Consider the following 23,950-nt stretch of genomic DNA (forward strand, 5'->3'; position numbering starts at 1 on the left):
CGTTGCCATCAAGTTTGCGTTCGTACTCCCGATCGGGCTTGCGGCGATGAATCGCCGCGAGCCCTCGTTCAGTGTAGTCTTTGCGCGTGTTGTGGACAGTTTGGGGATGACAGCCGACGTGCTCACTGATTGTCGCATCAGTGAGCCCGTCGTCAGCTTTCAGAAGGATGCGTGCGCGTGTGTTCTCTTGTGCTCTCTGTTCACCAGTGGACGTGAACTGTTCGAGCGTCTTGCGGTCTTCGTCGCTGAGATCAACGATATACTTCTTCGCTCCCATTCTGTGAGATACGCGTTCAGAGAATATATCGTTATACGCTCACGCTTGAAGCTACACTAAGAAGATCCGATTCAGTTTGACGGTGCCAAAAGATGCAATTGACGAGTTAGTCGATCACAGTCCTGCTTGAGGGGATGAACAAGACGCTGTCCTCCGAGCGACCGAAGCACAACTTGAGATCGACAAGACCGACGAAGTAACGTAACCATTGTCAAAAACCGCGAGCCCGCGAACGTGGCAGGGAACAGGCTTCGGGAATGGCTACGCTGTCGTGCTAAGAGAAGGGGTCGGTCGCTACGGCAACAGTTCTCCCGGTTCCTGTTTCAGAAATATAGATATGTTGGTGGCCCGAGTACATACTCATGCATGAAAAGTCACCATCAACTGACAGTGAGAGACTTCGAATCCTGTTGGTAAGCCATCTGTTCCCGCCAGAAACCGGCGGTGTTCAGCGAGTTGCTGCACATCTGGCAGCCGACAGTTCACACAACGTGACTGTGCTCGCTCCGCCGGCTGACGACACCAGTTGGGACGACCAGTATGATGGGGTAGTCTATCGACACCCACTGACTGGCATTCGTGGGTTACTGACGCAATTGATACTCGTCTGTTGGCTCTCGCTCAAGGTCGATGTCGTTTACTATGCACGACCAGAATACGCTTTCCTTGCAGCGCCAGCCCGTCTCTTTGGTCGGCCTGTTATTTCGCACGCGCACGGCAGCGAGTTATATATAAACGGCAGACAGCTCCATGCATTATATCTTAGATTGAGTTTTTTGACGATCACACACTTCGTGGCGATCAGTGAGTGGACGGAAAATCGGCTCGTCGACCTTGGTGTCGCCAAGGCAGACATTACACTCATTCCGAATGGTGTTGATTTCGAGTCATTCCACGATCCGGATACCGGCTGTGTTGAATGGCCATACGACGAGGACAAGCCTGTGATCCTTACCGTGAGTCGGCTTACCCCACGCAAAGGCCAACAGCACGTGATCCGGGCGCTTACGCGACTTGAGGACGATGTCGAGTATCTTGTCGTTGGACCGGGGGACGCATCCGATTTCGAGGCAATCGCCCGGCGCGAGGGCGTCGCAGATCAGGTCCATTTCCTCGGGAAGGTTCCAGAAGATCAGCTTCGTGCCTATTATGCGCTCGCTGACCTCTTTGTCATGCCAGCGGAATTTATCGAAGGTGATGTTGAGTCATTTGGACTTGTCTACCTCGAAGCAAATGCGGCCGGAACGCCGGTTATCGGGTCGAATATCGGCGGTATTCCGACTGCGATCAACGATGGAGAAACGGGACACCTCTGTGAGCCTACGCCAGAGTCAGTCAGTGAATCGATTAGGGAACTGCTTTCAGACCGTGAATTGAAGTCGGAACTCAAGGTCAATGCTGTCGAGTGGGCGTGCGAACACGACTGGAAAACGGTCATCACACGCTGGGACCAGATCATTGCAGATCAATATTGGAAGGAGCAAACGGGCCTCAATCACGCCTGAGTCTGAGTCGGGCGAAATCGACCGTAGACTGTTTTTGCGATTCGGCGACCCCGGCGGCTTGCAGTCAATAGCACAGCTGCGTAGACAATTCCACCAATACCAATGAGGAAAGCTGTGATCAACCAGGACGAAGCGCCGACGTAAGCAGATACACCGGCAACGGCGCCCGTCATCACCATAGCGGCCAGTGCTTGCTCAAGGACAAACCGCCACGAGAGACGATCCACATCCACAACGCGTTGATCAACGAACCAGTAGGCAGTGGCCATCCAGCTGGCGTATGCAGCGATGAGTACTAATAGGAATGCGAGTCGGCCGCCGAGAATCATCACGATCATAAAAACAATCCCCGCTCCGATTGCATGTGCGATGTTGGTCTTGGCCGTTGCGTCGGGGTGATCGGCTCCGTTGAGCGTGCTGATAAGGATGCGTGCCTGTTGGTCGAAGACGCGTGCTGCTGCAACGGCCACAAGGACATAGCCGGCGTTTTCGTAGCCGGCACCGAATACCAACGGCATCAACGAATCGCCGAGGATAACCGCACCGGCAATCAGCGGAATGCCGAAGATACTTGCAATATCGATCCCAGTCTGGATCGGTGTCACGTCGACTGCCCCGCGCTCGAGGTCGCCACTCACCTGGACGAAGATCGATTTGACAACACTTCGGCCGGGGAGATCGCCAGGCATCGACAGCGTTTGTGCCGACCGTATCCATGACGCCAGTGTTGGGGAAACAAATACACCTGCGAGAACAGTCGGCCAGTTGTGAAAGGCTTCGATGCTCACGCGGCCAACCAACGACCACCCAGCGAACGTTTTGATATCGGCAACCGTGTCGCGTGTCGGTAACGCTGTCGGCATCCCGAATTGGAGGTAGTAAGCGACAGTCCCGACCATAGCTGCCGATAGCGCACCGCTATAGAGGAGTCCAGATGGGCCAAACCCGAGTCCAAGAATGAGGACAAAACGGAGGAGAGCAGTCAGTACGCCGTCGACGAAATCAAGACTGGCGGCCGCGCCGGTCATTCCGACGCCGTCGTATACCCGCTCAACGTGGAACAGAAATGGTCGCGTACCAAGGTGGACGAGTCCCGCAAGTGCGAGGACCTCGAATCGGCTTTCGACAAGTTTTATCACCACAGTAACCACGGCCGCTGCGAACAGCACGAAGGCGATGATTGACGCAACCCCGAGAGTGAAATACGGATCGTAGGTGCGTGTATCTTCACTGATGCGTTTCGAAATCGCATCAGCGATTGCCTTCGGTGCGCTGCCAGCCATCATGCTGATTCCAATGACCGTGTAGGCGGTGCCAAATGCATCAGTGGTGAAGTAGTTTGCAAAGTATACAAAGGCGATAAAGGCAGCAATCTTGTCCAATGAGTCGGACAAGAAGGTAATGATTGACTCGCGGATAAAGTCTACATTGGCTGGAGATTTCATATTACTATATTCACAAATTTATTTCATCCGTATGAGAAACACTTCATGTGAACTAGGGTTATTGACAATCATACAGACAGGCAGATACTGATTCTACATGTCGATATCATTCGCTGAGAGAAGAACTCCTGCTAACGGTTTGCTGTTTGAGTGAAAGTCTGGGATTCAACGAAAAGCAGCCAGTCTGGCCGCAAACACATCTGGCGTGGCAAGCAGTGTATCATTTGTTGGAATAACCACCTCTAACGTTCGGAGCTACTCACTAAAGTTGTAAGCTATTCCCAAAGACATATACTTTTTGAATAGAGCGAACAATAGTATGCAAGCAGTCGTACTGGCCGCGGGCAAAGGAACCCGCCTCCGGCCGCTCACCGAAGACAAACCCAAGGTCCTCGTGGAGGTCGACGACAAACCACTCCTCGAGGACGTCATGGATAACCTAATCGAGGTCGGTGCGACCGAGTTCGTCCTCGTCGTCGGCTACATGAAAGAGAAGATCATCGAACGCTACGGCGACGAATACGAGGGCGTCCCGATTACCTACGCCCACCAGCGCGAACAGCTCGGGCTCGCCCACGCGATCCTCCAGGCGGAACCGCATATCGATGACGACTTCATGCTCATGCTGGGGGACAACGTCTTCCGAGCAAATCTCGGGGACGTGATCAACCGCCAGCAGGAAGAACGGGCCGACGCCGCGTTCCTCGTCGAGGAAGTCCCCTACGAGGAAGCCTCGAGATACGGCGTTCTTGACACGAACGAGTACGGCGAGATCGTCGAAGTAACCGAGAAGCCGGACGATCCACCGTCTAATCTCGTCATGACCGGCTTCTATACGTTCACGCCCGAGATTTTCCACGCGTGCCATCTCGTCCAGCCCTCCGACCGCGGCGAGTACGAGCTGCCGGATGCGATCGATCTGCTCATCCAGTCCGGGCGGACGATCGACGCGATCCGCATGGACGGCTGGCGGATCGACGTTGGGTATCCCGAAGACCGAGACCGCGCTGAAGAGCGCTTAGCAGAACTCGCTCCAGTTCAACCAGAATAGAAATATATAACTGATTCATCATACAATGATTACATTAATTTGACCGATGCAATCTTCGCATTCCCAAATTGACCAGTCGGTGAAACTTTTGGAGATACTCGAAGAAACTGCTTGTTCTTTTTGTGATGACGGCAATCTGGTTCGAGACCAGTACAAAGGTAACGAGGCGGTTGTCTGTGTGTCTTGTGGAACTCCTAACGCACAGGTGTGGAACGACACTCTGGGGTTATAATCCAGCAATGGTCTTGCTTACTCGATCCATAAACGACTAATCAACCCTCTCACCATTTGAGACACATGAACGTCTCTATCGTCGGCAGCGGCTACGTCGGGACGACCGTCGCCGCCTGTCTCGCGGATCTGGGCCACGACGTGACGAACATCGAGATCGACGAGGACATCGTCGACGCCATCAACGCCGGCGAGGCACCGATCCACGAGTCGGGCCTCGAGGAACGGATCGCAACCCATGCGGGCACGAACCTGCGCGCGACGACGGAGTACGATGCGGTCTGCGAAACCGACGTCACGTTCCTCTGTCTCCCCACACCCCAGGCGGACGACGGCAGTCTCGACCTCGCGATTATGCAAGCCGGTGCGGAATCGCTCGGCCGTGCTCTTGCAGACAAAGATGACGATCACCTCGTAGTCGTCAAGAGCACGGTCCTCCCCGGCACGACTGAAGAGGTCGTCGCACCCATCCTCGAGACCGAATCCGACACGCCGATTGGTGATGGCCTCGAGGTCGCCATGAACCCCGAATTCCTCCGGATGGGAACCGCAGTTCAGGATTTCCTTGAGCCCGATAAGGTCGTTCTCGGTACGGCGAGTGACGATGCAGCCGCTACCCTCCGCGATCTCTATGCACCGATCCTCGATCGAGCAGAGACGGCCCTCGTCGAGACGGGCATCCGCGAGGCCGAACTCATCAAGTACGCGAACAACGCCTTCCTCGCGTCGAAAGTCTCGTTGGTCAACGAACTGGGTAATATCGCCAAAGAGTACGGCGCGGACGCCTACGAGGTGCTCGAGGCGGTCGGCCTCGACGACCGAATCTCCGAACGGTTCATGCGTTCGGGACTGGGCTGGGGTGGCTCCTGTTTCCCGAAGGACGTCAACGCCCTGCGGGCCGGCGCACGCGAACAGGGATACGAACCGGAACTGCTCGATGCGACCGTCGCGGTCAACGACGAACAGCCACGACGGCTCGTCGACCTGCTCGAAGACCACGTCGCTCTCGAGGGAGCCCGCATTGCTGTCCTCGGGCTGTCGTTCAAGCCCGGCACCGACGACATACGGAAATCCCGCGCGCTAGACGTGATCAATACCCTCCAGAATCGTGGTGCAGACGTCGTTGCCTACGATCCGGTTGCAATCGAGAACGTCCGACCTAACTATCCCGAACTCGAGTACGCCGAGTCGGCCGAACGTGCACTCGAGAACGCAGACGGCGCTGTTGTCGCAACCGGCTGGCCCGAGTTTGACGACCTCTCGTTTGAGAACATGGCCCACAAAGTGCTGGTCGACGGTCGCCGGATCGACGTCGACGAAGACGCCCTCGAGGTCTACGAGGGGCTGACCTGGTAGCGAAACGGCTGGGCCACGAATGAGGTTCGCTCTGGGAAATCCAATAGCCCAATAGTCAAATTCCCCTTACTTTCTTTCAATATCTAATTTTTCACCCGATAGAACGACACACATTCACAAAACATATCCATTACGAGGTATTTCGCTGTTCAGCGAACAGGCTCGGCACGAGATCGACTCGCCAGTCGCCCTACTCGAACACGTACCTCATGAGAATCGGTCAAACGTCGTTCGTCGTCTTCGCCTCCAAACTCGTCGGTTCAGCGCTCGGGTTCGTCGCGACGCTGTATTTCGCGCGGACGCTCGGAGCCGCGGTCCTTGGGCACTACGCACTTGTTCTCGCGATCGTCGGATGGCTTGCGCTCGGCGGCCAATTGGGTATTTCCTCGGCGATCGTCAAACGGATCAGCGAGGGCGAAGAACCGGCGGCACATTTCACCGCTGGCATGATCGTCGTCGCGGCGCTCGGACTCGTGCTCTCGAGTGGGGTACTTGCGCTCAGAGGTGTCGTGAACGCCTATGTCGGGACACAGGTCGCGCTATTCGTGGCACTCCTGTTGCTGATTCGCCTCGCCTCGTCGGTCGTCAACGCGGGGCTGAAAGGCGAGCGGCACGTCCATATCTCTGGGTTTCTCATGCCGGTCCAAACCGGCTTTCGGAGCGCGTTCCAGATCGGACTTGTACTAACTGGATTCGGACTGAGCGGGATGCTCCTCGGGCACGCGATCGGTGCCATACTCGCCGTCTTCGTGGGAGCAGCCTTCCTTTCGATCGACATGATACGGCCGAGTCGACGCCACTTCCGGAGTCTGTTCGACTTCGCGAAGTTCTCGTGGCTCAGCGGACTCAAATCCCGCTCGTTCAACGATGTCGACATCGTCGTCCTTGGTGCGCTCGTCCCCTCTGCGCTCGTGGGTGTCTATTCTGTCGCGTGGAGTCTCGCCACGTTCCTGACGCTATTCGACAGTGCGGTGAGTTCCACGCTATTCCCCGAACTGAGTCACGCGGACGCGTCAGCGGAGCACGACCGGGTCGCAGGGTTGATCACCGATTCGCTCACCTATGGTGGCCTCATCGTCATTCCGGGGCTTTTCGGCGGCATCGTGCTCGCCGATCGACTGCTCCGCATCTATGGCGACGAATTCACACAGGGTGCTGCTGTCCTCGGACTCTTGATCCTTGCGTCGCTCGTGTATTGGGTATCAGAAACAGCTGATGAACGCGTTGAACGCGCTTGATCGCCCTGATGTCGCATTCCGCGTTAACATCGTGTTCATCGTCACGAACGCTGTTCTGAACGTCGTCCTCGTTTTCTGGATCGGCTGGATCGGTGCAGCGATTGCAACCGTCACGTCCGCGTGTGTCGGGTTGGGACTCTCGTACTACTCGCTTCGGCAATTGGTCACCTTTGCGGTCCCAACTGGAGAACTCTCCCGCCAGATTATCGCTGCACTGTCGATAGCTGGGCTCGTCGGCGGTGGTCGATACCTTCTCGAGAGCCTTGATGTAACCCACAACGCCTTCATTGTCGTCTCACTCACTGCGTTCGGCGCAGCGATGTATTTCCTCATTTTATTCACGATTTCCCAACAGTTCCGCACGACAGTGATCGCCAACACTCCGGATCAGCTTCCGAGCGTACTGGATACGTTCACTGCGGAATAATTCGGGATATCGTGATCGTCACTCAGTGCCAACTATCTTCGAGAACGACCGGCCACTGATCAATCAGTAGCCTTTTGCGGTTCGGTGGGGGAGTAATGCCCAATGGAAGACGACGCGGTTCGCGCGGCCTCGAGTCCCCGCTCGGACGGTGGCGACGTCGTCGCCGTGACCGAGCAGACGCGCGAAATCTCGCCGGAGGAGGTCTGCGTACTCATTCCGACGCTCGAGGAGGCGGCCACGATCGGCGACGTGATCGAGGGCTTCTATGCGGAAGGGTATACGAACGTCGTCGTGATCGACGGCGACTCCGAGGACGACACCCGCGAGATCGCCCGCGATCACGGCGCGGAGGTACTGGTCCAGTCGGGCAGCGGCAAGGGCCAGGCGGTCCGTGAGGCACTCGAGTACGTGACGGTCCCCTACGTATTGATGCTCGACGGCGATGGGACCTACGATCCGGCCGACGCCGACAAGATGATCGAGCCGCTCGCGCACGGGTACGACCATGTAATCGGCAACCGGTTTGCCGACATGGACGACGACGCGATGCGGGCGTTGAACGGCTTCGGGAACCGGATGATCAACCGCGCGTTCGCGTTCGTCCACGGGGCCAACTACCAGGACATCCTCTCGGGGTACCGAGCATTTACTGTCGACTCGTTCCGACAGCTGTCACTCGATTCGGACGGCTTTACGATCGAAACCGAACTCGCCGTCGAATGCGTCAAACACGGGATTAACACGACGGTCGTCCCGGTGAGTTACCACGCTCGACCCGACGAATCAGAGACCAACCTGCATCCGGTCAAAGACGGCGGGACGATCTTGCTCGCGCTGTACTCGCTGGCCAAGACGAACAATCCCCTGTTCTACTTCGGCAGCCTCGGCGTCGGCGGCATTGCCTCCGGTGCCCTCATTGCAGTGTACGTCCTCTGGGAGTGGATTCAGTACACACGAAGCCACGAGGTTCTGGCAGTGGTCTCGGCGGCCGCGATCATCCTCGGCGTCCAGTTACTCATGTTTGGCGTCCTCTCGGATATGCTCGTCACGCTTCATCGCGAGCAGCGCCGTCGCTTGGAGCGGATCGCTCGAGACGAGCGCGACAAGTAAAACCATTCTTCGGCTCCGCGATCGGCTGGGCCGCTACTACGGCTGGAAACAGCAAACTCGAGGCGACTGCGCGATCAAAACGGTAGCAGCGACCGAAACTGCGAGACGACGCTGCCCGAGCGGTTCCGTCGGTACTCCTCGAACGGCTCGTGAAGCTCGTTCAGCAGCTCCTGACGGGAGTCGAAGCGGTCTGTCGGGACGTCGTCGAGTATCTCACCGAGTGCAACGTCGTTCCCGTGGACGTCATAGGGGATGTGTTCGTGGCCGAGTTCGGCTCTGATGTCGTCTTTCGTGGCCGGAAAGGACAGCGCCGCGTCCTTGAGGTGAGCGTCGACGGCAGCGATGCCGAACTCGATACTGTCGGGGTTCTCGTCGTCTCCGCTCGATGGTGGCCGGACTCCCATGCCTTACCTCTTGCTACGGAGCCGAATACAAAAATGTCTGTGGAGACAGTCGACGACCGTCACTGACCGCTGACTGTGTCCGACCGCCGCCGACAGGGGAGACGATCCCGGCGACGGCAACGTATTATCCACCGCTGTCGACACGCATTTGGGCCCTGCGACGGACTCTAGTGTATGACCGACTACACCACGGTGTCGATCCCGAAGGATCTCGCCGATCGCGTCGAGGAGACCATCGAAGGGACGAGTTTTCAGAGCACGAGCGACCTCGTTCGATTCCTGCTGCGCAGTATCGTCATCCAGCACCAGAAGGAAGGCGAGCTCACCGAAGCCCAGTTCGAAGAGATTACCGAACAGCTCCGTGGCCTTGGGTATCTCGAGTGAAACCGGCTCGAACGCCCCTTTAGCCGGTCGCTGCCGAACAGCCACGAAAGGGGGAACAGCCCTTTTCGGCCTCGAGATCGTATCCACAGACGGGGGAGAGACATGCCCCACATTCCGGACTTTCCATCCGACGGCGATGACGACGATGGACGTGACCGGAGCCCCGGCGGCATCATCGATCGGATCATTGGGGACGACGAGTTTCCAGTTCCGACCGGGTGACTCATACGGTCTGCTGTCCCGATGTCCCGGTGGGACCGCAGTGCGGGTCGCGATCCCACCGGCACTGACTGACAGGAGTCCGTATCACAGGGCCGCTTTTTTCGAGCGCGAATCAGTGTGTAGCACTCCACGGAACCAGCAGCGCTACGCTAGTCCGTCAGCGACTGGTTCGGCGGCGAGGCGTCGATGATCTCGAGGGGGTGGCGCTCGCCGCTGCGGTCGAACGCGGCGAACGACCGGTCGTCGGTTTGCCAGGGTGGGACGGCGACGAAGACGACCTCGGCAAGGTCGTCCTGTCGCGTTACCTCGAGTTCGCCGACCGGATGGGAGACGAACCGGCCTTGGGCCTGCCGAGCGGGTGTCGAGAGATCGACACCGAAGACGGCGTTGACGGAGTTGCCGGGATCGGGGAGGAAGAAATCCGTAAAGACCGGTGTCTCGGGATCGAGGCGGTCCGCACCCTCGAGTTCGCCGGCTAGGGTAACCGAGACGCCCGTCGTCACGTCGTCGGGATCGGCATCGCTGGCCAGGTCCAGCAAGACGTCAATGAGCGCACGAGTGACGTAGACCACAGGCCACCTTTGGGTGGGAAGTAGTTAGAGGTATGCCCTCCAGCAGGTAGAGCGCTTCGCCAGTACGTTTCACATCGGCAGCATGTCCCAAGCCGTCTCGACGTACAGCCGGGGCGCTCGCCGACGGGAACTGGCGAACGCGTCCTCGAGCGCACGCGCAGCACCCTCGAGCACGCCGGCACCGTGACCGACGAGGACGCGTTCGGGCCTGATGCCGCGAAACGCCGCTCGTGGCGGGTTCAGTCGCAACATCGGATGCACGCCGAGTCGCTCATCACCAGCCAGAAAGTAGTCGACGGTCCCGACCGTTTCAGGGACGACGAGTGTGCCGTCGGCTGGATTGTAGAGGGCGACTTCCTGCCAGAAGCGGCTATCGACGACGGTGTGTGCACGGATTCCAGTGTCCGAAAGTTCGTCACTGAAGCGGGCGACCGCAGTGTCAATATCGCCAGTCACGCCATCGAAGAACTCGGGGAGGTAGACCGGCACGCGATGCCGCTTCGCGATGGTGGCGGCGTCGCGTTTGTGCCGATCGAGCGTGACGACGACGCCAGCCACGTCGCCGAACTCGGCGAACAACTCGTCGATCCCCGCAGCGTCGACCGGATCGATCACCCATACCTCGCCGTCGACTGCGAGGGCGTGGCTGGCGCGTTGCATTCGTTCGTCGGGATGGGCGAGCCAGCCGACACCACCCTCGAACCGATCGATCTCACGGAAATCGGTCGCACGCTCGTCAACGCGAAAGGACATACCCCTGTGTATGGACGCAGCACTCATAAAATCACGTCGCAGAGTGGCAGCCGGCCGGCAGCGATACCACAAGCCGCCGATGCGACGCTGAACGTCTCGACGACGGGATTCGACGGTTGGACGACAATCCTTTTTCTCTGCCGACACCTCGGTCGAGCTATATCGAATGCCAGCACTGATTCCGGACATCGTCGCAACAGTCGTTGCGCTGACGCTCGCCCAACAACTCGAGCAGACGATCAGTTTCGGGATCTTCGTTCTCGGTGGGGCGCTAGCGGTACTCAGCGCGCTGGCGTGGCGACGAGAACGCGACCGGCGCATGGCCGTCGTCGCCGTCGGCTATCTCATGTTCGCGATCTACGGATTCGTCGTCTTCCTTGAGTACTATCTCCTGCCGTATCTCACTGTTCGGACCGTCGAGTTGTTGGAACACAGCGTGGCAGCGCTCATTCTCGTGGGACTGCTCGCGTTCTTCGTCGCGCTGACCCGGGAGTGACCATGACGGACTCCGACCCGGGCGATGAACCAGAACTGGAACTCCAATCGCGGCGAACGATCTATCAGCACGTCCGCGACAGTCCAGGGACTCATTTTCGCGCTCTCCTCGACGGCCTCGAGTACGCACAGGGGACGCTGCAGTATCATCTCCGCTGGCTGGAAGATCAGGGACTACTCGAGGAGTCGGACGACGGCAAGTACACGCGATACTATCCGGCAGAGGAATTCGACGAAATCGATCAGGCGGTCATGAACGCGCTCCGACGCGAGTACGCCCGTCGAATCATCGCCCACCTCGTCGTCGAGGGTGCGCTCTCGACCGCCGCGTTGAGTGATCGCCTCGAGCGCTCGCCATCGACAGTGTCGTGGCACCTCTCGAAACTCGAGGAGGCGGATCTTGTGACCAAGGAGCGACAGGGCCGGAGCGTCGAATACGAATTGCGCGACCCGGAGCGCGTGCAGTATCTCTATACCGTCCATCGACGGACGTTCACCGATCGGGTCGTCGACCGGCTGTTCGACCTCTGGGATAGCTACTGACCTATTGCTTCGCGGTCGCAGGTGTCGACAGCCGCCCGCTGGCCACCAGCAGGCGCAACAGCAGGACGTAGCCGAGGAACGCGATCGCCGGGCCGAAGACCGGGCGGATCAGCCCTGCGACATCGGTCCCGATAGCAGCAGCATGGATGGTCGCAAACACAAAGCCGCCGTAGGCGAACGCGTGGACGACGCGCGGTCCCCAGGGACGGTCGAACCGCTGTGCGTCGAGAAAGGTGAGGACTGCGACGATGAGTACCTGCAGCGCCCCGGCGCCGACCACGACGCCGGCGATCAGGTACGTCGTCGAGTAGGCGGGCTGGGGGACCGATCCGGTGACGATGAACCAAGTGTCGAGAACGCCGAGGACGCCGTGGAGGAGCGTCACGAGCATCGCGAACACTGACACCTCGATGTGGGTCCGCCGGGCGAGTCGGTAGAGCGGGCCGAACGACCGCGCGGTGTAGAGAATCCCCGTCAGGACCGCCAGATACAGCGCGGGATAAGCGACCAGCGCCGCACCACGGTCGAGATACCAGATGAGCTCCATCACGAGGCCCCCGTGGTCTCGACGACGTCCGGACAGCCGTCGCCGTCCTGAAAGCCGTTCGTTGTCTCCGGTCGCGTCGGGCACTGATCTGCGTTGTCACGAACCCCGTCACCGTCGTAATCGTTCGGTGCCTGTCGCGTCGGCACCGTTGAGTCGACGAGATCCGCCTGCTTGCGGTCGACCGCCTGCGCCTCGCGAACGTCTGCGATCCCCCACAGCACCGGCACCGTTGCGATAAGTAACACAACAGCGACGACTGTGATCGTCCCGCTATGCGACGTGCTCATCGAATCCCTCCGTCGTCCGAAAGACGCCGTCGTGGACCACGAACGCCTCGAGGCCCGGCCACGCCTCCGCACTCTCGAGCGCACCCGAAAGCGGTAGTGCAGCGAGCGTCGTCGCGAGCGCGTCGGCTTCCATGCAGTCGCGGTTGGCGACTACGGTGACCGACTCGTGGCGCGCGCCGAGTCGCTCGCTCGTCGGATCGTAGACGTGATCGACGCCGTCGCGCTCCCGGCGATAGCCACCGGAGGTGGCGACGTTCCAGTCAGTCTCGAGGACTTTGAGCGGCCGCGAATCCCCGTAAGGACTTTCGACGGCAATCGGCCCGGTCGGCGGCGACATATCGCCACCGCCGCTGACGAAACCACGCCGGCCCGGTCCCGACACCGCAACGGCTGCGCGGTCGACGATGTAGCCTTTCGCGAGACCATTGAGGTCGAGTTCCGTTTCGGTGACGACGCGGTCGCCGTCGACGCGTACCGACCCAGTCTCGAACGTCGCCGACACCGTCTCGCGGTCGCCGCGGAGGTACGCCTTCAGATCGTGTTCGACCGCTCCATACCGAATGTCGAAGACGCCGTCGGTGCGCTCCCCGTACTCAAGGCCGCGTCGAACCAGTCGGGCGACGTGTTCGTTCTCGACGCGTCCTGTCCGGTTGAGACGCGCGACCGCGCTGTCTGGATCGAACGCGTCGAGTTCGGCCTCGAGCGATAGCGCGGTGTTTCGCGCGCGTTCGGCAACGCTCTCGGCACGGTAGCCGCTCGTTTGGATCGAGAAGTCGGTGTCACAGCACCGAAACTCGAGTCTGGCGCCACCGAGTCGCGCCCGGGCGGCGCTGAGAGTGTCTGCCAGACTCATCGTCAGTCTTCCTCGTATTCCTCTTCGTATTCTTCGTGCTCCTCATACTCCTCTTCATGTTCTTCGTACTCGTCGTCCTCGTGTTCACCACCGCCTTGCGTCCCGACCGCCGGCGTGAAGTCTTCGTTCGGTGCTGGCGCGTCGCTTGCGACCGCCGGGTTCTCACTATCGGTCAGCGAGTCGACGCCGAGTCCGGGGGCTGCCAGCGCGAGCGCGACGACGCTAGTTAGCACCGCGCCGGCGAGCGTGAGCGAAACGAGTCTGTTCGTCGGAACTGGGATTCTCATTGGACAGGTGCAGCTAGCTCACGGCCTTATCTATCGTTTCGCGTCCATCGGTCGAATGTTCGTCCAACCGTCGAATCGTCCGGCAGCGCCGACACCGGTCGCAGACCGCCGACGGTTCTTTATCCCTCCTTCGAGTAACCTGCGTCATGCTAACAGGGCTTTCCTGGCTGGCACTCGAGGTCAAATATCTCGAGCCGGCGCGGGCGTTTTACGAAGAACGGCTGGGACTGTCCGTCCGCAAGCGCGGGGACGATGAAATAGTTGCGACGGCCGGCGAGACCGATCTCGTGCTCCGCCGGCCGAGTGGACTCCCTCGAGGTGGCCTCCACACTCACTACGCGTTCGCGATCCCCGACGACGAGTACGACGAGTGGTGGGACCGCCTCTCCGAGACCCACGATCTCGAGGAGGCACAGTTCGGTCCCGCGCGGTCGCTGTACCTGTACGACCCGGACGGCAACTGCGTCGAACTCGGCCAGCAGGACGTCGCCGGCCCGGGGATCGACGGCATCTTCGAGGTCGTCCTCGAAGTCGAATATATCGACCGCGCGCGAGACTTCTACGAGGAACTGGGCTTCGAAACCGTCGACGAGGGCGACGACCGAACCCGGATACGACTCCACGGGCCGATGGCGCTGGAACTCTGGGAACCCCACTTGGGACTTGCCGACGCCCGCGGCGGCGTCCACGTCGACCTCGGTTTCGAGACGGACCAACCGAGGGCGGCACTCGAGGCAGTTCGTGATCGCGTCCAGACAGTCGATCGGGAGACCGACGACGAGATCGTCGCTCGCGATCCGGACGGTCACGTCCTGACGTTCCTCGCACCGTGAACGTGCCCGCAGCCCTATTACCGTCCTCGTGGAAGGGCGATAGACGGCGAAACACGAATGGTTCGATCGACAGTCGCGGCAGCAACTGACCGACTCACTCGAAACCACGTTCGGATCGTTTTCCTCACGATACTCATCGCGTGCGCTGCGGGAATTATCTTCAACGCAGCTGGCGAGTCCGCGAGCGAACGGACGGCTGCACCCGCCGATGCGCCCCCAGCCGATACCCACACCGTCATCACGCAGTCGGGACGGGCCGGTAATATCCTCGCGTACGCGCCCAACGGAAGTCGCATCTACGCGAACGATACCCACACGAAGTACTACGACGTCGATCCCGTCGAAAACGAGTCGATGACCGTCGAGTACGCCGCGACGGACACGCTGTATGCCGACAGTCCCCGCTGTCAGGACCCGCCCTGTGCGCGCAACGTCATCGAACGGGCGAACCTCTCGACGGGCGAGGTGACCGAGGTCTACGCCCAGTACGTTTATCGAGAGACCGCCGGCGAGTGGCACGACGCCGACCGGATCGACGACCAACACATCGTCGTCGCCGACATCGCCGCCGATCAGGTGTTCATGGTCGACACCCAATCCGAGATGATCGAGTGGACCTGGGATGCCCAGCACGACTACCCCGTCGAGGGCGGTGGCTCCTACCCCGGCAACTGGGTCCACCTCAACGACGTCGAGGTCCTCGCAGACGGGCGCGTGATGGCCAGCCTCCGCAACCAAGATCAGGTCGTCTTCATCGATCCCGAGACCGGACTGGCAGCGGACTGGACGCTTGGAGCAGAAAACGAGTATTCGATTCTAAACGAGCAACACAACCCGGACTACATTCCCGAAGCACGCGGCGGTCCCGCCGTCGTCGTCGCGGACTCCGAAAACGGCCGCGTCCAGGAGTTCCAGCGCGAAAACGGAGCCTGGAACCGGAGCTGGGTCTGGTCCGACGACCGGCTGCAGTGGCCCCGCGACGCCGACCGGCTGCCAACCGGGAACACGCTCATCACCGATACTGGTGGCGAGCGCGTCCTCGAGGTCAACCAAAGTGGCGACATCGTCTGGCAACTCGAGACACCACATCCTTACGACGCCGAACGACTCGAGACCGGCGACGAGAGCACCGGCGGACAGAGCGCAGCGGCGCTCGGCCTCGAGTCGCGGACGAGCGGCGCTGACGACGGAGGTCGGCAAAACGTCGATCTCGGCGTCTTCGATCCGATCGTCGATCGGGTTCGGTCGGTCGTTCCGTCTCACGTCGTCACGTTCGTCGTCTACGCCAGCCCGTCGTGGCTGGGGCTGTCCGCTCTCGGACCGGTGACCGTCGGCCTCGCGACGGCGCTCCTCTGGGGGTGTGTCGAACTCAGATGGGCGCTTCGCGCACGGGGAATCCGGATTCGCTGGCCCGTGTACAAAGAGAAATAGCCGTCCGTCTTTCACCAGTTGCAAGAAGCGGTCCGCCGAGCCGACGACTGGTGCCTCGAGTCCGGATGGGAGCGTTATGTACCCGCTGCGAGTGCGTGTGCGATCTCGAGCAACTGGAGTGCAGCAGTGTCACCGATCCGATAGTAGGTCCACTTGCCTTGGCGTCGCGTCTTGACCAGTCCCGCGTCTTTGAGCTCTCGCAGATGACTCGCCACCGTCGACTGGGGCGCGTCGAGGACAACCTGTAACTCACATGCACACAGTTCGCCTTCTTTGAGCGCCTCGAGGATTCGGATCCGGTGTTCGTTCGCCAGCGCTTTGAACACGCCAAGCTGTGCGTCCACCTGTTCGTCGTCCGGTGCGAGTTCGAACAGCGACGTCAGTCGGTTTTCGGGGTCCTCGTAGAGTCGGTCCAGCGTCTGCCGTGTCGATTCGGGCACTGAGTCACTCATCGTTGCTTATTGCTCTCCATCGTTAGTCGATCCTGCGCCGGCGAATGCAGCCGCAATCTTGCCGAACAACGAATTAGCCATACATATCGATAAAGGCCGTTTTAATACTAAAGGTTTCGATCAGATAGGGGTATACGGGCCGAATGTTTCTCATTCCAGTATTGAACGTTGTCTTTTCAATTCAGTAATTCCCGATACGAGATGGCGATCTCGGAACGAACTACCGGATGCAATCTCGGATGAATCGCTTTATTCTACAGGCGGGCAGGCTGAGTGCCTCGGGGCTTGACCCCGAGCGGTTCACTGTGAACAGCCGACTGCGAATCTAGAGTAGTAGATTGAAGAGCAATCCAATAGTCAAGATACCTGCCGCTAGTGTGGTCGCATATGCCGCGATCAGTTCCTTTTTCATCACTTTATTCAGGATCATGAACTGCGGGAACGAGAGTGCGGCGACCGACATCATGAACGCCAGACCCGTTCCAACTGGCAGCCCTTTCCCGATCAGCGATTCGACGACCGGTATGACGCCGAGGATGTCGGTATACATTGGGACACCGACGGCGACCGCGCCGAAGACGCCGAGCGGTCCCGACAAGTACTGTGTCACCAGTTCGCCGGGCAGGTATCCGTGGATAACTGCACCCGCACCGACGCCGACGATAACGTATGGAACGATTTCGACGATGATGTCTTTTGCCTCGACGTAGGCCTCTCTGGCACGTTCTTTCCGGGTGGGCTCATCGATTTCGACATCCGAGTCGCCGAAATTGAACTCCTCGATGTATCTGTCGAAGCCCAGTTTATTGAGGGTGTAGCCGCTGGACATCCCGATTACGATCCCACTCACCGCATACAGAGCTGTCAGTTTGAACCCGACGACACCCGGCAGCACGACGAGCGCAGCCTCGTTGATCATTGGCGAGACGGCGAGAAACGTGATCGTGATCCCGAACGGGATTCCCGCACCGACCATTCCGAGGAATATCGGAATCGTCGAACAGGAGCAAAACGGGGAGACGATTCCGAGCAACGCAGCGAGTGCGTATCCGGTTATTGCTCGCTTCCCCTCGAGATAGTCTCTGATCTTCTCCGGTGGAAAATACGTTCGAAGATACGTCACACCGAAAATCACGACGACGAGTATCGAGAGGATCTTCAGCGTGTCGTAGATCCAGAAATGAGCCGCCGCTCTCAGCGACCCCGTGAGCCCGAGAGCCTCGACTACGTACGTGGCAATCTGTTGAAAAACCATGGTTTCTTACAACCGTTCCTCGATGAGCTCCTGTAACTGGTCTTCTGGCGGATTCGACCCGCTGAAGACCATTTCACCGTCGATTTCGAAACCTGGTGTGGACATAATGCCTTTCTCCGCCAGTTTCGCCATGTCTCCTTCCTTCTCTACGTCCGCGTCGAATCCGTTCTCCTCGACGACGTTCTGCGCTTTCTCCTTGAGCCGCGAGCAGTTGCTGCAATCGCCCGGTCCATAAACGATGATTTTCATCGGTCGCCTCCGATTTTTTCGATTTCGCCGGTCCAACGCCGGGAGTCATCTGCCGTCAAACCTGTTCTCGCCCGTGCGTCCACGGTCTTGTCGACCACTGGATCTGCCATACATATCGACAAAGCTCGGTTCGGTATTAGTACGTTTCGATAAAAGCCAATTTGTTTGCGCAGAGCTCACTCAAAGCTGCCCTCGAGAGGGGCATGGATTCCGGGTTCGGAAAAGACAGATTCGGGGACAAATGGCCCCTATTCGTAGGGCTAAGGGAAGATGCTCCGGGAAACGCAAGTGCGAATATGAATCGATCGGGTACAGATCGAGTGCGACTGAACTCGAATCGAGTACCAATTAAATTGAGAAATCACGATGTAGTGGCCACTGCAGTTTACATGGAGGACACACTCCGATACGCTGTTTCTCGGATAGCGTTCAGCTATCCCACAAGAACGAACACCTTACTCGATCGCCGCAACCGCGTCGAGCTGAACGCGTGCACCGCCAAGTAACTCAGACACACCGACGATACTGCGCGCTGGAAGCTGTTCGCCGAATGCCTCGCGATAGACTTCGTTGACCGAGTCGTACTGCTCGAGGTCGGTGAGATACACCGTCACTTTGAGCACGTCGTCGAGCGTTCGGCCCTGTTCCTCGAGTGCCGTCTCGAGGTTCGAGAGCGCGTGTTGCATCTGTTCTGCCGCGGACTGTGCTGATGGGACGGTCCCGTCTTCGGTCGGCAGTTGGCCCTCCAAAAAGAGGAGGTCAGAACTCCCGGTCTTCGTGCCATAGCCGCCGGTAAATGCCGTTCCGGCACGCTGTTTGCGGCCAGTGGTACTTGCACGAGACGACAACTGGTGCTGATCGGTTTTCGACTGTTGCACAGTACGATTGAGGGGCTGCTCACTTATAGGAGTGTTGGGTGAACTGCACAAGTCTGTCTCGGATCAGAAATCAATGATATGAGAGATAGAACGGAATACCAGTCGGAAGTATTAATTGAAGAGTCCTTCAATCAAAGAGGTGATGGCAACAGCGACACAACGTCTCCAGCGCTACCTCGAGGACGAACTCGAGGACTGTCGTCCCGAGGACGTCGACCAGCGGCTCGACGAACTGGACACGCTCGAAGCGGTGCTCTCGACGGATCGGATCGAGGGAGACCTCGATGTACTGACGGCGCTTGCAAACGAGACGCGATACAAACTCGTACGGCTCCTCGTGGCCGCCGATGGCGAGCTCTGTGTCTGTGAACTAAACGCGATGATCGATGCAAGCGAGAGTGCGATCAGCCACGCGCTCTCGGATCTGACCGACGCTGAACTCATTACGTGCCGAAAGGACGGGCGCTGGCGGAAGTATCGTGCCTCGAACGGCGCGATTGCGATCCTGACGCTGTTGGATGGAGTGTTCGCGAATGAGTGATACCGACGGGCACGAACACGGCCCGAACTGTGGCTGTGAGAGCTGTGGCGACCCGCGGTCGATGGATTTTCTCGACAAGTATCTCACCGTCTGGATCTTCGGGGCGATGGCTCTCGGCGTCGGTCTCGGCTTCGTTGCGCCGTCAGTCACCCAGCCGATTCAGGAGCTCCATCTCGTTCAGATCGGGCTGATCGCGATGATGTATCCGCCACTGGCGAAAGCTGACTACTCGCGACTCCCGACCGTCTTTCGTAACTGGCGCGTCCTCGGGTTGAGTCTGATCCAGAATTGGCTCATCGGTCCGACGCTGATGTTCGGGCTCGCGGTCGTCTTCTTCAGCGGACTCGTTCCCGGACTTCCCGCGCGCCCGGAGTACTTCCTCGGACTCGTCTTCATCGGCATGGCCCGGTGTATCGCGATGGTGCTCGTCTGGAACGAACTCGCCGACGGCTCGACCGAGTACGTCACCGGGCTGGTCGCCTTCAACAGTCTCTTCCAGATCGTTACCTACGGCGTGTACGTCTGGTTCTTCGGCCTGTTTCTCCCGCCGCTCCTTGGCATGGAGACGCTCGTCGCCGGCATCGAGACGTTCAACGTGACGCCAGCACAGGTGTTCAGGGCGATCGTCATCTTCCTCGGCATTCCCTTCGCCGGCGGCTTCCTTACCCGATATATCGGAACGCGAACCAAAGGCGAAGCGTGGTACGACGAGGAGTTCGTCCCGAAGATCGATCCCGTGACGCTGGTCGCGCTCCTGTTTACCGTCATCGTGATGTTCGCGACCCAGGGCGAGGCCATCGTCGCATCGCCCGGTGACGTGCTCTTGATCGCCGTCCCGCTGACGATCTATTTCGTCGTCATGTTCCTCGTGAGCTTCGGGATGGGCAGAGGGATCGGCGCGGATTACTCGACGACGACGGCGATCGGTTTCACCGCCGCCTCGAACAACTTCGAACTCGCGATCGCGGTCGCGGTCGCCGTCTTCGGCGTGGGCTCCGGCGTCGCCTTCACGACCGTCGTCGGCCCACTGATCGAAGTCCCCGTTCTGCTCGCGCTGGTCAACGTCGCGCTGTACTTCCAGCGGCGCTTCGACTGGAGTGGTGCCACGACCGGCCGCCTCGAGCCATCAGCCCCAAAATCGACCCCCGACGACGACTGATACCCAATGACTTCACACACCGATTCCACCGATCCGACTCGTATCGCCTTCGTCTGTGTCCAGAACGCAGGCCGGTCACAGATGGCCTACGCGTTCGCAAAGCAAGAACTGGAAACGCGAGCGCTCGCCGCCGAAATCGACCTCATCACCGGCGGCACGCGACCCGCCGACCACGTCCACGACGAGGTCGTCGACGCGATGGCCGACACGGGAATCGACATCGCCGATCGGACGCCACGAGAGGTTACCTTCGAGGACCTTCAGGCGAGCGACTACGTCATCACGATGGGCTGTTCGGCTGCCGACGTCTGCCCGGCCAACTGGGCTGGCGAGAACCGTGACTGGGATCTCGAGGACCCGGACGGAAAATCACCGGCGGCAGTCGCGACGATTCGTGACGAGATCGAACACCGCGTGGGCTCGCTGTTCGACGAACTCGAGACGACCCGGTAAGCTAGCGCGATCAGAGCCGGTCCGTACTCACGTCTACGCCCGGCGGCATCACGAGCAGAAAGCCACGGAAGTGAATGAGATTCCCGCCTGATTCCTTGACGTCGCGTGCGAACCCGGAGGCCAGTTCGTTTACGTTCCCCTCGACGTTGAGGACCAGTACGTTCCCCTTTGAAACCGCCTCGAGCCACTCCTCGGCCGGCGTCTCCCCGTCGAGGACGCCGAGGACGATGCTGCCTTCGATCTCGAGTTCGTCGTCGATGTGTTCCTCGACGGTCCGAAGGTCGAGGTCGAAATCGCTCATACCGGGTGGGTCGAACTGCGGCGAGAAAAACGTTCGCCTCGGCCGGACGGTCCCGTGGACGATCACATGCGGCGTTTCACGCCCTCCGCTGTGGCTGTACGCTCATGTGACGGGAGGAGATATCGCGTCAGTCCATCGGGAACTCTTTCTGGAAGCCGCGGAACTCGGTGCGGTGGGCCTCCTCGTCGGCGAGGATCGTCACCGCCACGTCTTCGGTAACGGGATCGTTCGCATCGTCGGCTGCCTCCACCAGCGACCGATAGGTCTCGATGGCTGCTTCCTCCGCCTCGAGGACGCCGTCGATGACTGACTGGACGTCGGTGGTGTCTTCGGGCGGCTGGAGGCTGTGCTGGTTGGCCTCGAACGACTCCGAACCCGGCGGAGACTCGTCGAGTTGCTTCAGCCGCTCGCCGAGAATCCGCGCGTGGTCGAGTTCCTCCGGGATATCTTCCTCGAGACTCTCTTTGACTTCCTCGGCGTGAATGCCGTCGAGAACAATGGCGTTCGTCCGGTAGTTCATTACAGTCTCGAGCTCGTCGATATACGCCTCCGTCAGCAGGTCGATGATTTCGTCGGTCGTCATGCCTGTCGCTCTACGACAGCCGGATATAAAGTATTGACATGTGTTCGCGCTCGTCCGTCCCGTCACCGCTCACTCGTAAACCTCGTGTGCGCGCCGTTACGGACTGGCCACTTATCCAGAAACGAGAGCGAAAGTAGCACAGTTCACGTTTCGAGCGGCCTACGAGCAGATAGAGTGACCGTTTGTCGATCAGCGACCGCGCGCGAGCGCTCGAGCGAGGTTGAGTGGGGCAAGCAGGGAGGAATTCGTGGCCACTGCTCGAGAAACACGTCGATCGGCGGGCTCGTGCTATACAGTATTAGGAGATATGGTCGGATAATAGGTAGGCGCTGTCATGCGATTTTCGGATCTCAATAAACGATTGTGATGATCTCGATCGTCGATCACTGTCAGGGACAGCGGTAGTTTTATATATATCGTCGCACCTGGGATTCAGATACAATGTCTTCACAAGACAGCCCATCCTCTGACAACAGTCAGGGGGGTCGAGTTCTTCCAGGGCACGTTAGATTCCACTGACGAAATAGAGTCAGCACGTGTCTTTGATACGACCCTCCGGGACGGCGAGCAGTCGCCCGGCACTTCGTTCTCTTACGACGATAAACGGCAGATCGCGTCCATCTTGGACGAGATGGGAACCCACGTCATCGAGTCCGGGTTCCCCGTCAACTCGGACGCGGAGTTCGAGGCCGTTCGTGATATCGCTTCGGCAACCAGTTCGACGACCTGTGGCTTAGCCCGCGTCGTCGACAAAGACATCGAAGCGGCACTCGATTCCGGCGTCGAGATGGTGCACACGTTCGTGTCCACCAGCGACGTTCAGATCGAGGATTCGATGCACGCCACCCGTGAGGAGGTCGTAGAACGCGCAGTCGAGTCGGTCGAACGCATCACCGAGGCAGGCGCAACCTGCATGTTCTCGCCGATGGATGCGACGCGAACCGACGAACAGTTCCTGATCGAGGTCATCGAGGCGGTCACCGAGGCTGGAACCGACTGGATCAACATTCCCGACACCACCGGCGTCGCCACACCGACCCGGTTCAAGGCGATGATCGAGAAGGTCCTGGCCCACACTGACGCTCGGGTCGACGTCCACGCACACGACGACTTCGGGCTGGCCACCGCCAACGCCTTAGCCGGCATCGAAGCGGGCGCATCCCAGGCGCAGGTCTCGGTCAACTCCATCGGTGAGCGGGCCGGCAACGCCGCCTACGAGGAGTTCGTGATGGCCGTCGAGTCGCTCTACCAGACCGACACGGGGATCGACACGACGCGGATCACCGAGCTCTCGGAGATCGTCGAGGAGAAAAGCGGGATGCCGACACCGGGCAACAAGCCCGTCGTCGGCGACAACGCTTTCTCTCACGAGAGCGGCATCCACGCCGCCGGCGTCATCGAAAACTCCGACACCTTCGAGCCCGGCGTGATGACCCCCGAAATGATCGGTGCCGAGCGCAAGCTCGTCATGGGGAAACACACCGGTACCCACTCAGTTCGGGAACGACTCGTCGAGTGTGGCTTCGATCCCACCGACGAGCAGGTGCGCGCCGTCACCCGCCGCGTCAAAGATTACGGGGCCGAGAAGCGCCGCGTCACGGTCGACGTCTTGGAGCGCTTCGCCGAGGAGGCTGGCGTCGAACGCCAGTCCGAGGAAGAGGAGGTGCGCGTCTAAGGGATGTCTTCCCTGTTTGCTACCGGCCGCGAGCCCCAGCTATCGCGTTCGCTCCAGCGAACTGGCGCGACTCGTAAGGATTATCACCCTCGAGAGAGCTACGTAATCAGTAATGACGGTTCGCGCTTCCCTGTCGGCTCGTGTCCGCACAGT

Annotated in this window: 31 protein-coding genes; 16 read left to right on the plus strand and 15 right to left on the minus strand. The window is 59.6% G+C overall.

What is annotated here, in order from left to right:
* On the minus strand, positions 1–277 hold a 277-nt coding region (locus BSG09_RS01740), incomplete at its 3' end, for a helix-turn-helix domain-containing protein (protein WP_139246178.1).
* Positions 278–639: 362 nt separating this feature from the next.
* Between BSG09_RS01740 and BSG09_RS01745 the strand changes: the two genes are divergently transcribed.
* A complete protein-coding gene (locus BSG09_RS01745) occupies positions 640–1,782 on the plus strand; it encodes a glycosyltransferase family 4 protein (RefSeq protein ID WP_092929484.1) in 1,143 nt (380 codons plus the stop codon).
* Here the strand turns inward: BSG09_RS01745 and BSG09_RS01750 are convergent.
* Positions 1,773–3,227, minus strand: a complete 1,455-nt coding sequence (locus BSG09_RS01750; protein ID WP_092929486.1) for a lipopolysaccharide biosynthesis protein — start codon at positions 3,225–3,227, stop codon at positions 1,773–1,775. The genes BSG09_RS01745 and BSG09_RS01750 overlap by 10 nt on opposite strands.
* A gap of 319 nt (positions 3,228–3,546) precedes the next feature.
* Between BSG09_RS01750 and aglF the strand changes: the two genes are divergently transcribed.
* From aglF to aglJ, 6 genes are all read left to right on the plus strand, one after another.
* Complete coding sequence (gene aglF / locus BSG09_RS01755) at positions 3,547–4,278, plus strand: UTP--glucose-1-phosphate uridylyltransferase AglF (RefSeq protein ID WP_092929487.1); 732 nt, start codon at positions 3,547–3,549, stop codon at positions 4,276–4,278.
* A gap of 46 nt (positions 4,279–4,324) precedes the next feature.
* Entirely contained in the window at positions 4,325–4,510 is a 186-nt protein-coding gene (locus BSG09_RS21230) for an HVO_A0556 family zinc finger protein (RefSeq protein WP_092929489.1), read from the plus strand.
* A gap of 65 nt (positions 4,511–4,575) precedes the next feature.
* Positions 4,576–5,865, plus strand: a complete 1,290-nt coding sequence (gene aglM, locus BSG09_RS01765) for a UDP-glucose 6-dehydrogenase AglM (RefSeq protein WP_092929491.1) — start codon at positions 4,576–4,578, stop codon at positions 5,863–5,865.
* A gap of 209 nt (positions 5,866–6,074) precedes the next feature.
* Complete coding sequence (locus tag BSG09_RS01770; RefSeq protein ID WP_223174671.1) at positions 6,075–7,103, plus strand: oligosaccharide flippase family protein; 1,029 nt, start codon at positions 6,075–6,077, stop codon at positions 7,101–7,103.
* Positions 7,081–7,530 (plus strand): polysaccharide biosynthesis C-terminal domain-containing protein, encoded by a 450-nt coding sequence (locus tag BSG09_RS21235; RefSeq protein WP_223174670.1) that lies wholly within the window; start codon positions 7,081–7,083, stop codon positions 7,528–7,530. Before BSG09_RS01770 ends, BSG09_RS21235 begins: the two co-directional genes overlap by 23 nt.
* 102 nt (positions 7,531–7,632) lie before the next feature.
* A complete protein-coding gene (aglJ, locus tag BSG09_RS01775) occupies positions 7,633–8,640 on the plus strand; it encodes an S-layer glycoprotein N-glycosyltransferase AglJ (protein ID WP_092929493.1) in 1,008 nt (335 codons plus the stop codon).
* A gap of 74 nt (positions 8,641–8,714) precedes the next feature.
* Here the strand turns inward: aglJ and BSG09_RS01780 are convergent, their stop codons facing one another.
* Complete coding sequence (locus tag BSG09_RS01780; RefSeq protein ID WP_092929495.1) at positions 8,715–9,044, minus strand: DUF5789 family protein; 330 nt, start codon at positions 9,042–9,044, stop codon at positions 8,715–8,717.
* A 174-nt stretch (positions 9,045–9,218) separates the two neighbouring features.
* On the opposite strand from BSG09_RS01780, the gene BSG09_RS01785 reads away from it, so the two are divergent.
* Positions 9,219–9,428 carry a ribbon-helix-helix domain-containing protein gene (locus tag BSG09_RS01785; RefSeq protein WP_092929497.1) on the plus strand — a complete coding sequence of 70 codons (210 nt, stop codon included), beginning with the start codon at positions 9,219–9,221 and terminating at the stop codon, positions 9,426–9,428.
* Between the two features lie 371 nt (positions 9,429–9,799).
* On the opposite strand, the gene BSG09_RS01790 is transcribed toward BSG09_RS01785, so the two are convergent.
* Complete coding sequence (locus BSG09_RS01790) at positions 9,800–10,222, minus strand: MPN domain-containing protein (protein WP_092929499.1); 423 nt, start codon at positions 10,220–10,222, stop codon at positions 9,800–9,802.
* A 69-nt stretch (positions 10,223–10,291) separates the two neighbouring features.
* Positions 10,292–10,975 (minus strand): hypothetical protein, encoded by a 684-nt coding sequence (locus BSG09_RS01795; RefSeq protein WP_092929501.1) that lies wholly within the window; start codon positions 10,973–10,975, stop codon positions 10,292–10,294.
* A 166-nt stretch (positions 10,976–11,141) separates the two neighbouring features.
* On the opposite strand from BSG09_RS01795, the gene BSG09_RS01800 reads away from it, so the two are divergent.
* Together BSG09_RS01800 and BSG09_RS01805 are read left to right on the plus strand one after the other, a co-directional pair.
* A complete protein-coding gene (locus BSG09_RS01800) occupies positions 11,142–11,471 on the plus strand; it encodes a hypothetical protein (RefSeq protein ID WP_092929503.1) in 330 nt (109 codons plus the stop codon).
* A 2-nt stretch (positions 11,472–11,473) separates the two neighbouring features.
* Positions 11,474–12,013, plus strand: a complete 540-nt coding sequence (locus tag BSG09_RS01805) for a winged helix-turn-helix transcriptional regulator (RefSeq protein ID WP_092929505.1) — start codon at positions 11,474–11,476, stop codon at positions 12,011–12,013.
* 1 nt (position 12,014) lies between these two features.
* Here BSG09_RS01805 and BSG09_RS01810 read toward each other — a convergent pair whose 3' ends face one another.
* Genes BSG09_RS01810 through BSG09_RS01825 form a run of 4 tightly spaced genes read right to left on the minus strand, consistent with a single transcriptional unit; the run spans position 12,015 to position 13,987 of the window.
* Positions 12,015–12,560, minus strand: coding sequence for a hypothetical protein (locus tag BSG09_RS01810; RefSeq protein ID WP_092929507.1), 546 nt, complete (start codon positions 12,558–12,560; stop codon positions 12,015–12,017).
* Positions 12,560–12,847 (minus strand): thrombospondin type 3 repeat-containing protein, encoded by a 288-nt coding sequence (locus tag BSG09_RS01815; RefSeq protein WP_092929509.1) that lies wholly within the window; start codon positions 12,845–12,847, stop codon positions 12,560–12,562. Before BSG09_RS01815 ends, BSG09_RS01810 begins: the two co-directional genes overlap by 1 nt.
* A complete protein-coding gene (locus tag BSG09_RS01820) occupies positions 12,831–13,700 on the minus strand; it encodes an FAD:protein FMN transferase (RefSeq protein ID WP_092929511.1) in 870 nt (289 codons plus the stop codon). The genes BSG09_RS01815 and BSG09_RS01820 overlap by 17 nt, the downstream gene beginning before the upstream one ends.
* A gap of 2 nt (positions 13,701–13,702) precedes the next feature.
* Positions 13,703–13,987, minus strand: coding sequence for a hypothetical protein (locus BSG09_RS01825; RefSeq protein ID WP_092929513.1), 285 nt, complete (start codon positions 13,985–13,987; stop codon positions 13,703–13,705).
* Positions 13,988–14,133: 146 nt separating this feature from the next.
* On the opposite strand from BSG09_RS01825, the gene BSG09_RS01830 reads away from it, so the two are divergent.
* A complete protein-coding gene (locus tag BSG09_RS01830; protein WP_092929515.1) occupies positions 14,134–14,820 on the plus strand; it encodes a VOC family protein in 687 nt (228 codons plus the stop codon).
* 57 nt (positions 14,821–14,877) lie between these two features.
* On the plus strand, positions 14,878–16,251 hold the full coding sequence (locus BSG09_RS01835) for an arylsulfotransferase family protein (protein WP_092929517.1): 1,374 nt from the start codon (positions 14,878–14,880) through the stop codon (positions 16,249–16,251).
* Between the two features lie 74 nt (positions 16,252–16,325).
* On the opposite strand, the gene BSG09_RS01840 is transcribed toward BSG09_RS01835, so the two are convergent.
* The 4 genes from BSG09_RS01840 to BSG09_RS01855 form a co-directional block, all read right to left on the minus strand.
* The gene (locus BSG09_RS01840) at positions 16,326–16,703 is read right to left on the minus strand and encodes an ArsR/SmtB family transcription factor (protein ID WP_092929519.1); all 378 of its coding nucleotides are present in this window, start codon (positions 16,701–16,703) and stop codon (positions 16,326–16,328) included.
* A gap of 325 nt (positions 16,704–17,028) precedes the next feature.
* A complete protein-coding gene (locus tag BSG09_RS01845) occupies positions 17,029–17,958 on the minus strand; it encodes a permease (protein WP_092929521.1) in 930 nt (309 codons plus the stop codon).
* A gap of 6 nt (positions 17,959–17,964) precedes the next feature.
* Complete coding sequence (locus BSG09_RS01850; RefSeq protein WP_092929523.1) at positions 17,965–18,207, minus strand: thioredoxin family protein; 243 nt, start codon at positions 18,205–18,207, stop codon at positions 17,965–17,967.
* Between the two features lie 455 nt (positions 18,208–18,662).
* Positions 18,663–19,085, minus strand: coding sequence for a RidA family protein (locus tag BSG09_RS01855; RefSeq protein ID WP_092929525.1), 423 nt, complete (start codon positions 19,083–19,085; stop codon positions 18,663–18,665).
* A 142-nt stretch (positions 19,086–19,227) separates the two neighbouring features.
* Between BSG09_RS01855 and BSG09_RS01860 the strand changes: the two genes are divergently transcribed.
* The 3 genes from BSG09_RS01860 to BSG09_RS01870 are packed head-to-tail and all read left to right on the plus strand — an operon-like array spanning position 19,228 to position 21,238.
* A complete protein-coding gene (locus BSG09_RS01860) occupies positions 19,228–19,626 on the plus strand; it encodes an ArsR/SmtB family transcription factor (protein WP_092929527.1) in 399 nt (132 codons plus the stop codon).
* Positions 19,619–20,785 carry an ACR3 family arsenite efflux transporter gene (gene arsB, locus BSG09_RS01865; protein ID WP_092929529.1) on the plus strand — a complete coding sequence of 389 codons (1,167 nt, stop codon included), beginning with the start codon at positions 19,619–19,621 and terminating at the stop codon, positions 20,783–20,785. Before BSG09_RS01860 ends, arsB begins: the two co-directional genes overlap by 8 nt.
* A gap of 6 nt (positions 20,786–20,791) precedes the next feature.
* Positions 20,792–21,238: an arsenate-mycothiol transferase ArsC gene (locus BSG09_RS01870; RefSeq protein WP_092929532.1), complete on the plus strand. Its 447-nt coding sequence runs from the start codon at positions 20,792–20,794 to the stop codon at positions 21,236–21,238.
* Positions 21,239–21,248: 10 nt separating this feature from the next.
* Here BSG09_RS01870 and BSG09_RS01875 read toward each other — a convergent pair whose 3' ends face one another.
* Both BSG09_RS01875 and BSG09_RS01880 read right to left on the minus strand, forming a co-directional pair.
* Positions 21,249–21,539: a DUF5779 family protein gene (locus BSG09_RS01875; RefSeq protein WP_092930120.1), complete on the minus strand. Its 291-nt coding sequence runs from the start codon at positions 21,537–21,539 to the stop codon at positions 21,249–21,251.
* 127 nt (positions 21,540–21,666) lie between these two features.
* Positions 21,667–22,122, minus strand: a complete 456-nt coding sequence (locus BSG09_RS01880) for a ferritin-like domain-containing protein (RefSeq protein ID WP_092929534.1) — start codon at positions 22,120–22,122, stop codon at positions 21,667–21,669.
* Positions 22,123–22,588: 466 nt separating this feature from the next.
* On the opposite strand from BSG09_RS01880, the gene BSG09_RS01885 reads away from it, so the two are divergent.
* The gene (locus BSG09_RS01885) at positions 22,589–23,797 is read left to right on the plus strand and encodes a LeuA family protein (protein WP_223174672.1); all 1,209 of its coding nucleotides are present in this window, start codon (positions 22,589–22,591) and stop codon (positions 23,795–23,797) included.
* Positions 23,798–23,950: the final 153 nt, after the last annotated feature.

The sequence above is a fragment of the Natrinema hispanicum genome, assembly GCF_900111485.1.
Taxonomy (GTDB): Archaea; Halobacteriota; Halobacteria; order Halobacteriales; family Natrialbaceae; genus Natrinema; species Natrinema hispanicum_A.

What these genes read in the sequence shown, in the direction of transcription:
- BSG09_RS01815 (WP_092929509.1), bottom strand. Translation starts at nt 12,847, where the DNA reads ATGAGCACGTCGCATAGCGGGACGATCACAGTCGTCGCTGTTGTGTTA.
- BSG09_RS01845 (WP_092929521.1), bottom strand. Translation starts at nt 17,958, where the DNA reads ATGGTTTTTCAACAGATTGCCACGTACGTAGTCGAGGCTCTCGGGCTC.
- BSG09_RS01850 (WP_092929523.1), bottom strand. Translation starts at nt 18,207, where the DNA reads ATGAAAATCATCGTTTATGGACCGGGCGATTGCAGCAACTGCTCGCGG.
- BSG09_RS21230 (WP_092929489.1), top strand. Translation starts at nt 4,325, where the DNA reads ATGCAATCTTCGCATTCCCAAATTGACCAGTCGGTGAAACTTTTGGAG.
- BSG09_RS01805 (WP_092929505.1), top strand. Translation starts at nt 11,474, where the DNA reads ATGACGGACTCCGACCCGGGCGATGAACCAGAACTGGAACTCCAATCG.
- BSG09_RS01870 (WP_092929532.1), top strand. Translation starts at nt 20,792, where the DNA reads ATGACTTCACACACCGATTCCACCGATCCGACTCGTATCGCCTTCGTC.
- BSG09_RS01880 (WP_092929534.1), bottom strand. Translation starts at nt 22,122, where the DNA reads ATGACGACCGACGAAATCATCGACCTGCTGACGGAGGCGTATATCGAC.
- BSG09_RS21235 (WP_223174670.1), top strand. Translation starts at nt 7,081, where the DNA reads ATGAACGCGTTGAACGCGCTTGATCGCCCTGATGTCGCATTCCGCGTT.
- BSG09_RS01830 (WP_092929515.1), top strand. Translation starts at nt 14,134, where the DNA reads ATGCTAACAGGGCTTTCCTGGCTGGCACTCGAGGTCAAATATCTCGAG.
- BSG09_RS01770 (WP_223174671.1), top strand. Translation starts at nt 6,075, where the DNA reads ATGAGAATCGGTCAAACGTCGTTCGTCGTCTTCGCCTCCAAACTCGTC.
- BSG09_RS01785 (WP_092929497.1), top strand. Translation starts at nt 9,219, where the DNA reads ATGACCGACTACACCACGGTGTCGATCCCGAAGGATCTCGCCGATCGC.
- BSG09_RS01780 (WP_092929495.1), bottom strand. Translation starts at nt 9,044, where the DNA reads ATGGGAGTCCGGCCACCATCGAGCGGAGACGACGAGAACCCCGACAGT.
- BSG09_RS01875 (WP_092930120.1), bottom strand. Translation starts at nt 21,539, where the DNA reads ATGAGCGATTTCGACCTCGACCTTCGGACCGTCGAGGAACACATCGAC.
- BSG09_RS01800 (WP_092929503.1), top strand. Translation starts at nt 11,142, where the DNA reads ATGCCAGCACTGATTCCGGACATCGTCGCAACAGTCGTTGCGCTGACG.
- BSG09_RS01860 (WP_092929527.1), top strand. Translation starts at nt 19,228, where the DNA reads ATGGCAACAGCGACACAACGTCTCCAGCGCTACCTCGAGGACGAACTC.
- aglM (WP_092929491.1), top strand. Translation starts at nt 4,576, where the DNA reads ATGAACGTCTCTATCGTCGGCAGCGGCTACGTCGGGACGACCGTCGCC.
- BSG09_RS01825 (WP_092929513.1), bottom strand. Translation starts at nt 13,987, where the DNA reads ATGAGAATCCCAGTTCCGACGAACAGACTCGTTTCGCTCACGCTCGCC.
- BSG09_RS01840 (WP_092929519.1), bottom strand. Translation starts at nt 16,703, where the DNA reads ATGAGTGACTCAGTGCCCGAATCGACACGGCAGACGCTGGACCGACTC.
- BSG09_RS01745 (WP_092929484.1), top strand. Translation starts at nt 640, where the DNA reads ATGCATGAAAAGTCACCATCAACTGACAGTGAGAGACTTCGAATCCTG.
- BSG09_RS01810 (WP_092929507.1), bottom strand. Translation starts at nt 12,560, where the DNA reads ATGGAGCTCATCTGGTATCTCGACCGTGGTGCGGCGCTGGTCGCTTAT.
- aglF (WP_092929487.1), top strand. Translation starts at nt 3,547, where the DNA reads ATGCAAGCAGTCGTACTGGCCGCGGGCAAAGGAACCCGCCTCCGGCCG.
- BSG09_RS01820 (WP_092929511.1), bottom strand. Translation starts at nt 13,700, where the DNA reads ATGAGTCTGGCAGACACTCTCAGCGCCGCCCGGGCGCGACTCGGTGGC.
- BSG09_RS01835 (WP_092929517.1), top strand. Translation starts at nt 14,878, where the DNA reads ATGGTTCGATCGACAGTCGCGGCAGCAACTGACCGACTCACTCGAAAC.
- arsB (WP_092929529.1), top strand. Translation starts at nt 19,619, where the DNA reads ATGAGTGATACCGACGGGCACGAACACGGCCCGAACTGTGGCTGTGAG.
- aglJ (WP_092929493.1), top strand. Translation starts at nt 7,633, where the DNA reads ATGGAAGACGACGCGGTTCGCGCGGCCTCGAGTCCCCGCTCGGACGGT.
- BSG09_RS01750 (WP_092929486.1), bottom strand. Translation starts at nt 3,227, where the DNA reads ATGAAATCTCCAGCCAATGTAGACTTTATCCGCGAGTCAATCATTACC.
- BSG09_RS01795 (WP_092929501.1), bottom strand. Translation starts at nt 10,975, where the DNA reads ATGTCCTTTCGCGTTGACGAGCGTGCGACCGATTTCCGTGAGATCGAT.